General features: G+C 42.2%; 14 protein-coding genes. 6 read left to right on the top strand and 8 right to left on the bottom strand.

The features are described 5' to 3' along the window. Positions 1-103: 103 nt before the first annotated feature. Both LC036_RS01535 and LC036_RS01530 read left to right on the top strand, forming a co-directional pair. Entirely contained in the window at positions 104-445 is a 342-nt protein-coding gene (locus LC036_RS01535) for a winged helix-turn-helix transcriptional regulator (RefSeq protein WP_226577245.1), read from the top strand. Positions 446-687: 242 nt separating this feature from the next. Next, on the top strand, positions 688-1,923 hold the full coding sequence (locus tag LC036_RS01530) for a Zn-dependent hydrolase (protein WP_226579934.1): 1,236 nt from the start codon (positions 688-690) through the stop codon (positions 1,921-1,923). Positions 1,924-1,963: 40 nt separating this feature from the next. Here the strand turns inward: LC036_RS01530 and LC036_RS01525 are convergent, their stop codons facing one another. From LC036_RS01525 to LC036_RS01515, 3 genes are all read right to left on the bottom strand, one after another. Beyond that, on the bottom strand, positions 1,964-2,113 hold the full coding sequence (locus LC036_RS01525; RefSeq protein ID WP_226577242.1) for a hypothetical protein: 150 nt from the start codon (positions 2,111-2,113) through the stop codon (positions 1,964-1,966). Between the two features lie 99 nt (positions 2,114-2,212). Next, positions 2,213-3,424, bottom strand: a complete 1,212-nt coding sequence (fdhA, locus tag LC036_RS01520) for a formaldehyde dehydrogenase, glutathione-independent (RefSeq protein ID WP_226577240.1) — start codon at positions 3,422-3,424, stop codon at positions 2,213-2,215. Positions 3,425-3,673: 249 nt separating this feature from the next. Then, positions 3,674-4,639 (bottom strand): hypothetical protein, encoded by a 966-nt coding sequence (locus LC036_RS01515; RefSeq protein ID WP_226577237.1) that lies wholly within the window; start codon positions 4,637-4,639, stop codon positions 3,674-3,676. A gap of 283 nt (positions 4,640-4,922) precedes the next feature. On the opposite strand from LC036_RS01515, the gene LC036_RS01510 reads away from it, so the two are divergent. Next, positions 4,923-5,483, top strand: a complete 561-nt coding sequence (locus LC036_RS01510) for a hypothetical protein (protein ID WP_226577235.1) — start codon at positions 4,923-4,925, stop codon at positions 5,481-5,483. Between the two features lie 144 nt (positions 5,484-5,627). On the opposite strand, the gene panF is transcribed toward LC036_RS01510, so the two are convergent. The 3 genes from panF to LC036_RS01495 all read right to left on the bottom strand — a co-directional run bounded on the left by panF (position 5,628) and on the right by LC036_RS01495 (position 7,820). Next, entirely contained in the window at positions 5,628-7,094 is a 1,467-nt protein-coding gene (gene panF / locus LC036_RS01505) for a sodium/pantothenate symporter (protein WP_226577232.1), read from the bottom strand. Continuing rightward, a complete protein-coding gene (locus LC036_RS01500; RefSeq protein ID WP_226577230.1) occupies positions 7,091-7,375 on the bottom strand; it encodes a YhdT family protein in 285 nt (94 codons plus the stop codon). Before LC036_RS01500 ends, panF begins: the two co-directional genes overlap by 4 nt. A 196-nt stretch (positions 7,376-7,571) precedes the next feature. Beyond that, positions 7,572-7,820, bottom strand: a complete 249-nt coding sequence (locus LC036_RS01495) for a hypothetical protein (RefSeq protein WP_226577227.1) — start codon at positions 7,818-7,820, stop codon at positions 7,572-7,574. Between the two features lie 53 nt (positions 7,821-7,873). On the opposite strand from LC036_RS01495, the gene LC036_RS01490 reads away from it, so the two are divergent. Beyond that, positions 7,874-8,329, top strand: a complete 456-nt coding sequence (locus LC036_RS01490; RefSeq protein WP_226580056.1) for a hypothetical protein — start codon at positions 7,874-7,876, stop codon at positions 8,327-8,329. 47 nt (positions 8,330-8,376) lie between these two features. Here LC036_RS01490 and LC036_RS01485 read toward each other — a convergent pair whose 3' ends face one another. Beyond that, positions 8,377-9,168 (bottom strand): class I SAM-dependent methyltransferase, encoded by a 792-nt coding sequence (locus LC036_RS01485; RefSeq protein ID WP_226577224.1) that lies wholly within the window; start codon positions 9,166-9,168, stop codon positions 8,377-8,379. Positions 9,169-9,221: 53 nt separating this feature from the next. Beyond that, positions 9,222-9,761 carry a hypothetical protein gene (locus LC036_RS01480; protein ID WP_226577221.1) on the bottom strand — a complete coding sequence of 180 codons (540 nt, stop codon included), beginning with the start codon at positions 9,759-9,761 and terminating at the stop codon, positions 9,222-9,224. 379 nt (positions 9,762-10,140) lie between these two features. Here LC036_RS01480 and LC036_RS01475 point away from each other — a divergent pair, with 379 nt between their 5' ends. Together LC036_RS01475 and LC036_RS01470 are read left to right on the top strand one after the other, a co-directional pair. Then, positions 10,141-11,727, top strand: coding sequence for a M4 family metallopeptidase (locus LC036_RS01475; protein ID WP_226577219.1), 1,587 nt, complete (start codon positions 10,141-10,143; stop codon positions 11,725-11,727). A gap of 408 nt (positions 11,728-12,135) precedes the next feature. After that, entirely contained in the window at positions 12,136-13,335 is a 1,200-nt protein-coding gene (locus LC036_RS01470; protein ID WP_226577215.1) for a M20 metallopeptidase family protein, read from the top strand. Position 13,336 lies beyond the last annotated feature (1 nt).

Here is a 13,336-nt window from a genome sequence, read left to right as displayed (position 1 = left end):
TATATCTTCTTTCAACTTGTATTATAATTTTTGGTGAGCAGGTATGTAAGTATGCACTTTTTTGTAAGACGCTAACCTAAAGGTAAGAAAGGAATACGAATAGATGAGCGCTCCGATAGATAAAGATGGAAAACTTAATTGTTCGATTGAATATACGCTGGGTAAAATTGGCGGTAAGTGGAAAACAGTCATATTATGGCACCTGGGGGTGGATGGAACGCACAGATATAATGAGCTGAGAAGACTTCTCCCTGGTGTTTCTCATAAAGTAATGAGTCAGCAGCTAAAAGAACTGGAAGAGGATCATTTCATTAACCGCGTCCAATATCACACCATCCCCCCGAAAGTAGAATATTCAATGACAGACTTAGGAAAGACACTGATGCCTATACTTGAACAAATGCATATTTGGGGAACAGAACACAGTTCCAGCAGTTCATCCTGACTTCTTTCTCCCCATACGTTATGTACATTACTAAGGCGGAAGCTTAAGCAGCTTTCGTCTTCTTTATTAATGACAGCCCTCTTCTACCAGGAGCCCTCCATTCCTTCCTGTCCTCTCCCCCCTTATAATGAATCGAAATACATCCAAAGTTAGCCAGATGGCTTTTTTTATTTTACATTTTGTCAATTGTCAGACAATTGAGATATTGATATAGTGAGTACCAATACAAGGAGGGAATTATGTTGCAAATCAATAGAAACAGGTTTGAAGAACATATCAACACCTTAGCCAAAATTGGAAAGATCGGAGAAACCGGCGTCTGTCGTCTTGCCCATTCAAAAGAAGATAGAGAAGCCGTGGATGTCGTGAAGATCTGGATGGAAGAAGCTGGTCTTGAGACGCGCATTGATGGATTCGGAAACTTAGTCGGCCGTATAGAAGGACAGGATAAAGAAAAACCGATTCTTATGCTTGGTTCTCATATCGATTCCCAGCCCTATGGCGGACGCTTCGATGGTACAGCAGGTGCGCTGGGAGCTATTGAAGTGGTACATACATTAAAAGATAATGACATTGTTCCAAACCGGACAATCGAAGTCATTTGTTTTTCTGACGAGGAAGGATCCAGGTTCAACAAAGGCGTCTTTGGTGTCCGTGGAATCATTGGACAGCTCGAAGAAGGTGAATTAGAACGGAAAGACAAAAATGGCATGACCCGCCTCGAAGCCCTGCGCGAATTTGGGGTGGAGCCTGACTTCAGTCAGAGCCCCGTTTATGAGTCCGGTGACATAGAAGCATTCCTGGAGCTGCATATTGAACAGGGTCCTGTACTGGAATCACAAGACAAACCGGTCGGAATCGTATCCGCTATCTCAGGTCCAATCTGGTTAACCGTTACGTTAGAAGGATTTGCCGGGCATGCTGGTTCTGTTCCAATGAACCTTCGACAGGACGCTTTCTTAGGTGCTGCAACCATTACAAAAGAATTCAATGAACTGGTTCGAAATGAAGGAACTCCTAATACTGTCGGAACGGTCGGCAGTGTTCAGACCTTCCCTAATTCCCGTAACATCATTCCTGAAAAAGTAGAATTCACCATCGACCTGCGTGATATCGACCTGGATGCGCGTACGAGATTGGAGAAGAAACTTTATCAGATCATTGAAGACACTAGTAAAACGTTAAATCTTGAATACTCGATAAGCGAAGATACAAGAAGTGATCCCCGCTACTGTGCCGACTGGATTAAGGACATCATGAAAGAAGAGGATGAAAAACTCGGATATGAGTCTCCTACTCTTATGAGCGGCCCTTTCCATGATGCTTTATTTATGTCCTACATCAGTGACTACGGCATGATATTTGTACGCTGTGAAAAAGGAATCAGCCATAACCCTCTGGAATACGCCGAAATGGAAGACTTGCAAAAAGGTGTGGAACTACTCTACCAAACCGCCGTCAAGATCGCACAGTCCTAAACGGAAAGATTAGAAAGCTTAAACTTAATAAGAATATTTATCAGAACAGCGGCATTTGATGAAGGAATTTGGACAAAGTGTCCATACCCTTCGTCAGGTGGCGCGCGAATGTAGAGGACTGACTCAGGACTTCCTTACAGCCCTCTTTTTCAATTTGTATTATATGGTTCATAACAGCTGAATAAACCATACAAAAACCCCCTTCTTCGGCTTCCGCACGAAGAAAGGGGGTTTCTAATAATAGAAAGAACTTCACCAGAAAATAATCGTTCCCTTCCACTCCATTGCATTATCCCCTTAACAAACCATGAGGATCGAGCACAAATTTTTTCGCTGCACCACTGTCGAATTCTTCGTACCCTTTCGGTGCATCTTCCAGACCAATAACGGTAGCATTTACCGCTTTAGCAATGTTGGCTTTCCCTTTTAAGATGGACATCATTAGTCCTCTATGATACTGCATGACAGGCGTCTGCCCGGTGACAAAGGTTTGAGCTTTCGCCCACCCTAACCCGAAATCCAATTTTAACGTTCCTCTTCTGGCATCTTCATCGGATGCTCCCGGATCTTCCGTTACGTAAAGCCCAGGGATCCCGAGCCCGCCACCAGCACGGGTCGCTTCCATTACTGAATTTAAGACCGCCGCAGGAGCTTCCTGGTGATTATGTCCATGAGCTTCAAAACCGACACAGTCGACAGCAGCGTCAACTTCAGGCACTCCAATAATCTGTTCAATCTGTTCTGAAAGATCGTCATGCTCTCCTACATTAATTGTCTCACAGCCAAAACTACGCGCCTGGGCTAAACGCTCTTCGATTAAATCACCAACAATAACTACAGATGCTCCCAGCAGCTGGGCTGAATGAGCTGCAGCCAGTCCCACAGGACCTGCGCCTGCAATATAGACAGTTGATCCCATCTTCACGCCGGCTGTGCAGGCACCATGGAAACCGGTAGGAAAAATATCAGAAAGCATTGTTAAGTCAAGCATCTTTTCCATCGCCTGATCTTTATCGGGAAATTTCAGTACTTGGAAGTCGGCATATGGAACCATCACATATTCCGACTGGCCGCCAACCCAGCCTCCCATATCGACGTACCCATACGCAGATCCGGGACGGTCAGGATTCACATGTAAGCAGATATGAGTTTTACCTTCAATACAATTCCTGCATCTGCCGCAGGCGATATTAAACGGAACTGAGACCAAATCACCTTTTTTCACAAACTCGACATCCCGTCCGGTTTCGATCACTTCTCCTGTAATTTCATGTCCGAGTACCAGCCCTTCCGGCGCTGTCGTTCTACCACGTACCATATGCTGATCACTGCCACAGATATTAGTGGATACGACTTTCAAAATAACGCCGTGCTCACATTTTCGCCCTACATTCTGTGGGTTTACTCCAGGTCCATCACGAAGGACCAGTTCCGGAAAATCAATCTCTTTAACTGTTACCCCGCCATTTCCTGTGTACGCTACTGCACGATTCTTGGTCATTCAGGTTTCCTCCTCATAGAAATCACTGTCCATAAGCAGACATCCAGCCACAAACCAAAAATTACCAAAACAATTATTGGAAATGTTCCCCTTTTATTATTTTCTCAAACAAGAAAAAGTGATTCAGATTGATCTAGAGATGATATTGGACTTAAGTGTTATTGCCTCTGAAACTTCATCTACAGGAGTTTAACTATCACGATCTCTATTAAGACTCTGCTGAGGAAGTCTTTCATTCAGTTAACAGTTTTAATCTTTATTTCTGTCCTTGAATTGACGTGTTTGACTTACATGTTCCAGCTTTTCACAAACACTCTCAGGAGCACTCACATGTTCACATTCAATCAAACCATTTTCAGAATCCAAAGTGAGATATAAATATTCTTCCTCTGCATAAATCTGCAGATAATAACCTCCGGACCGTTCAGGGATTAATTCGGTAACACGCTCTATCTCCCGTGAAACAAAGCCATCGGTATGCTTATGTATCGTAAGATCGAGGTAGTCTCCATTTTCAAAACTACCTATAAGATCCACTTCCAATCCATAGTCCGTTTGATTAAGAAGGTCATAGACATGGGCTATTTCCGGTTTTTGCTGATATTGTGTCTCAAATTGATGATGTTCGTAGACAAGATGAATCGAGCTGGGAAGAAACACAAGCAAAACACTCAAGCTAGTGATCATCGTCTTTCTTTTATTAGTTCCATCAAATAACAGAAACACAAACACCGCTATGACAAGCGTCCCTGCCCCATACAAAACAAAGAATGGCGTCATATTTGTAAAGGTCATATTGCCGCTATTCACTTCCAGAATAATTCCAGATGTTATAAGAAATAAAGCACAAAGATTGATAAACAGCACCGGTTTATACTTCCCATTAACGAGCAGAAGGTATGTAATGGCAAACAGAAATCCTACCAGATTACCTAAGATCGGAATAATCGTTCCAAATAGAACGAGTGAAAGAATAAAGAGTCCATGACAGACTGCTCTTGATTGTATGTTCATTTTCATCAGCATCCAGTCAGTAAAAAGAGAAACTGGTATTCCATAAGAAAGAGACAATGCAAATCCAACAATACCAAGCCAGAAAACAGATGCCACCACATCATGAACATGGGTATCAGTCATGATCTGCAGAACAATTAAAGCTAAAAACGAGACGATTCCACCAACAGCAGACGCTGCCGTTATAGTCATACGATTCATAACAACACCTCCACATGTGAATTATTTCACAAGTTGTGATGGAAGTAAATACAAGATTCATTTCCTCTTTGTACTTAGATAAAGACGAATCCGCCCTCCATCCATTTTATACTCCATTCACATGCCCAATCTTTAGATTTCTACATCCTTGTGCCTTTCATGACTGGATTGTGTCCTCCTTCTATTCCTGATATCATCAAACATCGGTACATAGGACAACCGCATAGGTGGTGCACATACATCACTTCTCCCAAGAAAAAAAGGTATATAAGGAGGTAGTCTATTGAAAAAACTAACGTACCTGATTTCATTTTTGGTCATCCTAACGTTTGGTTACTCCTGGTTTTATGGAACTCAATATCATATAGAAGATAACCAGGACGCTGTCCAGTCTAATTTAAAAGAATGGTCGAACAGAGGCTCAGAAGATATCAATCCCGACGTTATTAAGATCGTACAACTGGATGACACACGTTCCTATATTCTTTTATATCAGACTCAAAGCAAAGATATAGGTTATGCCCATATGATAAAAGGTTGGAATGGAAAATATAAAATGGACCAATCTGGATATGGAACAAACATCGTGGATTATCAAAACGTAGAAACAAATCAAGGAACGTATGGCGTAGTATATGGTAGAAACCCAGACTTGGAGATAGATTATTTTGCTGTGAATTTAGCTGATGAGCCCTTTCGTTTCACAGCAGGAGTCAAAGATGATGAGAATTTTGTCCGGTATAAGAAATTTCCTAAGGATATAAAAGATCCTTTCCCCGCTCACCTTAGTTTTTACAACAAAAACGGTGCCGAGATTAAATCGCCGCCACGGACTATAAAATGATTCCGCATTTTTATCAAACTGTCGGGAACCAATTATAATCCCCATAAGCGAAAAAAAGAGCCCGTCAAGGACTCTTTTTTTATATACAGAATAAATTTACGTATGATTCCATTAAAAACCATCCGGATTACTTTTCAAGCTTTATTAAGCGCTCCAAAGTTTTGTAATCACTTCTTGTTGGACCTGTTCATACTTTTCAGCTGTTAATAAGCTGATTAAAACATAAGCCAACAAAGATAACAGGACAGGGAGCACGACGGTGTGCATACCAAAAGCATTCGGCATGAACGTGTGAAACAGAATATAGCTGAACACGCCTGTCAAAATAGACGCAATTGCGCCGCCGGCATTTCCTTTTTTCCAATAAAGCCCCATAATGACCGGCCATATAAATGCTGCTTCAAGGCCTCCAAAGGAGAATAAATTCAGCCAGATCAGCAGTTCGGGAGGATTTACCGCCATGGCGAAAACCAACACTCCGATAACCGTCGTCACAGCCATACTGAAACGCTTGATGGTTTGATCATTGGCTTCTGGTTTTACATAGTTTAAATAAACATCCTTCACAATAGCAGAACTGACCAGAAGCAGAAGAGAATCCACTGTAGACATGATAGCTGCCATCGGCGCTGCCAGTACTATTCCTGCAAGCCACGGAGGAAGGACCTCCATCGCAATTTTCGGCATGACTGTATCCCCAACTTCAATGCCGGGTAAAACAGCTCGTGCAAATACGCCTGTCAGGTGCATCCCGAGCATTATAAAACCGACCACGACGGTTCCGATAATCAACGCTTTATGCATCCCTCTTGAACTTTTATAAGACATTGCTCTGACGGCCACCTGAGGAAGCCCGACAACACCAACACCTACTAAGATCCAGAAAGAAGATACAAAGAGCGGTGTCAACGAACGGTCAGCTCCATAGGGAGAAATCAAGTCGGGGTTCTCAGCAGCCAGATCTGTCATAATGTTTCCGACACCGCCTCCAGCAATAATGGTACCAGCCAAAATAATAAGTGTACCAAGAAACATGACCACTCCCTGGACGGTATCTGTGATGGCAACGGCACGGAAGCCTCCAATAATAACGTAGACAAGAACAGATACAGCAAAAATAAACAATGCTGCGGTATAGGAAAGCCCTGTTAATGACTCGATAAGTCTGGCTCCCCCCACCCACTGGGCAGCCATAGCTGAAAATAAAAAGATAATGATACTGAGGGCAGACAAAATTACCACCCACTTGCTTTGATAGCGCTCCTTCAAGAAGTCAATCAATGTGACAGCCCGGATTTTGCGTGCCATAATGGCAAACTTTTTTCCAAGGACCGAAAGGACGAAATACCCGGTAGCAAGCTGCGTCATCGACAACAGCACCCACCCGAGTCCCATTGTATATGCGACCCCCGGACCGCCAACGAAACTGCTGGCACTGCCGTACGTTGCAATCATGGTCATAGCTAAAATAAATCCGCCCAGCTGCCTGCTGCCTAGAAAGTATTCCTGAAGAAAGTTTGACGTTGTCTTTAAATGTTTCGAAGCATATAAACCTGTAAAAAAGATAAATACAAGGAAAACGAGGAGCGGTATGATCACTTCCCAATTCATTGTTCATCACCCTCCTCATCAAGAGGCACCTCTTTAAATAGAAACACAACAGCAAGCACAACTAAGGTAATAATCGAGATCGTTGTTACGATACAACTATAAAAGAACCAAGCCGGCATTCCCCAGATGTACTGGTACTCTTCAACGGGCTTTGACCCGAGTCCATAAGCAAAACCAAACCACATAATGAAATTCAGCAGAACAAGCCCTGCTCCTATCAGCGCTTCGCGGTTCGCCACACGGTAGCGTGGGTCATCCCGGAGCGCTTTTTTCTGTTTCATGTATTCTTCCTCCCTCTTCTCTAACGTCGCTTAAGCCCAGCTTTATTTCCCAATTTTTAAGATTAACCAATGTCCATTATTTGTCATTTGCCAGCACAGAAATTCAGCAGAAACGCACTCTCTAGTTAGGTGAATCATAAGGATACTTTACTACTCCTTTTGACTTGTGAAAAGGAAAAATTTTTTACATGCGTACTTAATCTTCCAAAAGATTGACAGCCCTTACATAATTGATCAGGAGCTTTTGCAATGCTATGTATTCCACAGGAGTTACCGTCCGGAGCAATACCGTTGAATTATTTGTGCTGATATAAATGTTTTCATTATAAAACGCATTTAACTTGTCCCCATTTTTCCTGTTATGAAGAGTAATGATAAAGGACAAGGCATGCTCATAATTATAAAAGCAGAGAGAAAATTGTTTGTCGACCGTTTTATGTTGCACAATTCTAAACCTCTTGTATAATAAGAATATTCCCGCCAGAAAGGAGGGCTTTCTTGAACAAACGACTGCCGATTTTAATTGTCTTTGCAGTATTAAGTTTCTCCTTACTGTTTATGCACCACCATGACCAACCTTATTATGTAGAAGGAGAAATTCAGGAAAGTCATATCCTCACAACAGACCTGAGCCCTTCTCCAGATCACCATGATCAGAAGGCCGTACGGTTAGGTTTCATCCTGCTGTGGGTTCTTGCTGTGATGTCTGGTTCATATTTTGTTCCTGATATGGTGGAGCATATCCGAAGGCTGATCTTTTTATCGCCGGTCTTTTATCAGTCCAATAACTTTATTTTACCTTTTGAGTTTGCATCATTCCTATATAACTCAAAAGGGGGAAACAACAATGTTATTTTTTCGAATGATTATGATCGGTATGTTTTCATTAACCGCTTTATCTCTTCTTTCTTACCAAGGAACAGAGATTTATCATGCTTTTCTAGATGTCTTTAATCATAAAAACAGCTGAACACACTCCCCACATGTTTTATGTGGGGTTTTTATTTTATACCAAGTTTCACTGAAATTTTCACTGTTTCCCTAAAGTCATCAGCAGGCGAAATATCCATTAATGCCCCTTTGACTTCTTGCTCAAACTTCCTTAAATCTGCTCCTAAAAACCGTCTGGATCCATAAGACGTGGAATATAAGTTTCCCAGAATTGATTCAACGGTCCAATGGATTTCGTATGCAGGCAGTGTATGTACTTCTACATCGAAATTTGATTTTTTCAAGACTTCTTCATGACGAATAACCGGGTGAGAATAAGTCGTTTTTCCTGCCTTTCGTTCTTTTCCATACCACTTTTCTATCTTTTCATTCAGTCTTACCTGCCACGGTCTGAGTGATTGATCAGGATGATAGTTGTCGATAACAGCCACCCCGCCGCCCTTCGGAATCATTTCATATAACTCCTCTAAAACTGCAGGTCTGTCCATCCAGTGAAAAGCCTTCGCGATTGTTACGAGATGAAACTGGCCCTGATGTCCGGCTTTATATTTCTCCAGCGTTCCATTAAACCAATCAATCTGACCCATCCTGATTTCCTGGTGGAGGCGCTCAGCTTCCTCAATCATTTCAGGCTCTGTATCTATTCCGACTATTTTATGACACCAATCTGAGAATCTTATTGTAAACTGCCCTGTCCCACATCCTAAATCAAGGAGGTTCTGCTCTCCTGTTAATGAAAACCTTTCGACTAAAAATCTAATGAGAGATGAGGGATACATAGGTCTATATTTCGAGTAATACCAAGCCGAACCTTTAAATAAATCCGTTCCATACACATCCACTTTCCCTTGCCTCCCTGAAAGAACATTCACTCTATTCCCAGTAAAATGATTGCTCAGGATCGAATTACTGGTAAAATCACATCGGCTATTTCATCAACTTTTAAAGATCCATCTACGATTACATCTGCATTTGGTTTTATGGTGTTTTCCATCTCCAGGTAGGCACCTCTGCCCGATTCTAAATAAAAATCTACATCGTTATGTATTTCATGATACGTGCCTTCAGCATAGTCTCTTATCAGCCGCCGGGCCAGTGCTATATCTAATGGAGTATCAATATAAATCGACAAATCAATAAAATTCTTTAACGCATCGTTTTTATAAGAAAAAGGATAATCCAGCAGAATGTAGTCAGTGGATGACCCGCATGCCAATAAAGCCTCCACCTCTTCTATAAGCGGTTTTAAATCCCACTGATTATAATCAGGTCCTTCTTCCACCCAGTTCATTAAATCCTCAGGAGCGCCATTAAAATTGTAGTCATCAAAAAACAAAGCAGCTGAGTGACTCAGCCTTTTTTGTAACTCCTTCGTTATAGTAGTCTTTCCCCCACCTGAAACAGAAGCAATTGTAATCACTTTTGTTCTATGCATGATTTTTCACCCTCCTAAGCTTTCTTCTCTATGGTAGAAAAAACACTTGGTTCATCCTTTTCCATTTTACTACGCTGCACTTCTCCGCACAGAACTCTTTTATCCCCCCTCCAAATGTATTAGTTTAATAATCTTCTAAAATTCCATTCTATATATCATAGAGTAGCTGCCATCCAGAAAAGGAAATCCTCCCTAAAGATGGTTAAAACTAGGCTTTCATACACGTTCATTGAACCATTTTCAATTCAATTTATTACATTCACAAGTCCCCCTTCTTTATCGCCCTTAAGCAGGACTTATGCCCCCTGACTTTCACAAACATGAAGTCAGAATATTATGATACATTGTAATTGCGTCAAAAAACTGGAGGGATTTTATTATGAATTGGAAACATGCAATGGCTACTTTTGTATTAGGGACAAGCCTGGTAACTACTGGAACAATCACGCATGCAGAGGCAGGAAACAACGGGAAACAACAGGCGGATGCCTCCATCTTTATGAAGGAAGATTTTAACGGAAAAAACGTAAAGTCCGAAAAAGAAGTAAAAGAGTTCTTTGAACAGAACCAGAAAACTTTCCAATTGAAGCCGAACAAAGATTTAAAACTGCTAAAATCTGAGACGGATGACCTTGGAATGACGCACTATACATACCAACGCCTCATTGGTCAGGTCCCTGTTGCGAATTCTAAAATTCTCGTACACACAGATAAAGACGGAAATGTGACTGCGGTAAACGGTGAGCTGCATGAGAAGGCCCCTTCTAAAATCAAACAGACGAAAGAGATTAATAAAAAAGAAGCTTTAGATTTAGCCTGGGATCAAATCGATGTCAGTCGTTCTGAAGCCGATCATGTGCAAAAGAGTTTAAAAGGAGAAGACTTTAATACTCTGACAGAGAACTCTGATCTCGTCGTCCACTATGAAGACGGAGAATACACACTTGCTTACCACGTAGAGCTGCAGTTTTCTCAGCCTTACCCTGCAAACTGGCAGCTTTATATTAACGCTGAAAACGGAGAAATCCTTAAATCTATGAATGTCGTTCATGAAGCAACAGGCACAGGTACTGGTGTACTTGGCGATACAAAATCTTTGAACACCTACTTCTATAACAACACGTACTATCTCTTCGATACAACCAAACCGATGAACGGAGTTATTGAAACGTTCGATAACTACGGCGGAGAATATTACAGTCTGCCTGGGTACTATGTAACAGACACAGGCAACACCTTTTACAGCCAGAGACAGAAAGCTGCCGTTGATGCCCATTACTATGCTGGAGAAGTCTTTGATTATTACTATGACCAATTTGGGCGGGTGAGCTATGATAACCAGGGTGGCGACATCCGTTCTACTGTCCATTATGGCAGCAATTACAACAATGCGGCCTGGACAGGGAACCAAATGATTTATGGTGATGGAGATGGATCTACATTCACTTACCTATCAGGAGCCGATGATATCGTTGCTCACGAATTGACTCATGCGGTAACAGATACAACGGCTGAGTTAGTTTACGAAAACCAATCCGGTGCGCTGAATGAATCATTCTCTGACGTCTTTGGTTTCTTTGTAGATTCAGAGGATTGGTTGATGGGTGAAGACGTATACACACCAGGTCGATCTGGAGATGCTCTCCGCTCATTATCCAATCCAAACGCCTACGATCAACCAGATCATATGAATGAATACCAGAACCTTCCGAATACAGAAGCTGGTGACTGGGGCGGAGTCCACATCAATAGTGGAATTCCTAATAAAGCGGCTTATTATACAATTAACAGCCTTGGAATTGCGCAGTCCGAACAAATTTATTACCGTGCATTGACGGTTTATCTGACACCGAACAGCAGTTTCACAAATGCTAGAGAAGCATTGGAACAATCTGCTCAGGATTTATATGGTACATCAGCAGCGAATGCAGTATCTCAAGCATGGGATAACGTAGGTGTTTATTAAAAGTAAACAGTAAAAAAGTTGAACAAGCCTATTAAAGCGTTCAGGGAGACCCCTGGACGCTTTTTTTAAAATCACTGCACAAAGTGCCCCCTTCCCCTGCACCACACCCAAACTTCATTCACGAGGCATTCCCTTATCTTTTCATATAAACATTCCCCTCCTTTCTATAGTAATCTTTTACAGAAAAAGATTATTTCACCATAAATATGAATGACCACCTTCCTATTTATAAAAAAATTTCATTAACACCCAATCCTTGATATTCAGACGTTTACACGAGAAAAAATGAGGTAAATTTCTGAAAATTATCTGATATAGTAATGAATTTTCATAAGTTTTTTGTTATAGTACATAAATAACGGAACATTTAAGGACAATGTCCAAAATAACATAAAGGGGTGTCCTCTTTTGGAAACCTTACAATCACATATAAACGACATCGAAAACGACATCTACCATATACGACGACATTTGCATAAATATCCAGAATTGAGTGGAGAAGAAACAAATACGTCCATGGTTGTAAAACAAAAACTCGAAGAATACGGAATCACCTACAAAAGTGGTTTTGCCGGGACAGGTGTCCTTGGCATCATCCAGGGCGGAAAACCCGGAAAGACCGTAGCTTTAAGAGCCGACATGGATGCTCTTCCCATTCAGGAAACTAACGATCATGCATACATTTCGGAAGTGGATGGAAAAATGCACGCCTGCGGGCACGATGCCCATACAGCCATGCTTCTTGGTGCTGGATATGCACTTAAACAAATAGAGGATCGGATTAAAGGAACGGTTCTTCTCGTATTTCAGCCAGCAGAAGAATCCTCCCCCATCGGTGGTTCTGGTCCAATGATGGAGGACGGCGTATTTGATGAATACAAACCGGACGTCATTTATGGACAGCACGTCTGGCCGGCACTTCCAGTTGGTAAGATGGGCATCCGTGACAAGGAGATGATGGGCGCATCCGACCGCTTTACTGTTACAGTAACTGGAAGAGGAGGCCATGCCAGCATGCCTCATGAAGGAAACGACGCAATCATTGTTGCTAACCAGATGATTTCCAGCCTACAGACTATCGTAAGCAGGAACGTCAATCCCCTGGATTCAGCTGTCGTTACGATTGGCAGAATTGAAGGCGGCCACCGCTATAACGTCATCCCGAAAGAGGTCACGATCGAGGGCACGGTTCGAACGTACAAGCCAGAAGTAAAAGAGATGATTAAGAAGCGTTTCCACACCATTCTAAATCAGACAGCTGAAGCATTTGAAGCAGAGATCGACGTTGAATACTTAGATGGCTACCCGGCCACAATCAATACTCCAGCCTATGCTCAGCAAGCCAGGAAAACAGCTCAGCGGCTCTTTGGAGAAAATGTAGCACCAGATGTAGACCCAGCCCTTGCAGGAGAAGATTTCTCACGCTTTTTACTCCATTATCCAGGTGCATTTATCTGGCTCGGCACGCAGATAGAAGAGGCTTCTGAACAAAAACCCCTTCACGATCCGGGGTTCCAGTTGGATGAAAAAGCATTGCCGATGGGCAGTCGTTTCTTAGCGGAAGTGGCTGTAGACACGCTGCAATCTCTTTCTAACCAGGAGGGGTGAA

This window comes from Halobacillus litoralis, assembly GCF_020524025.1.
Classification (GTDB): domain Bacteria; phylum Bacillota; class Bacilli; order Bacillales; family Halobacillaceae; genus Halobacillus; species Halobacillus litoralis_D.
Note: the sequence above shows the minus strand (reverse complement) of the source record. Positions and strands in the feature narration are given on the sequence as shown.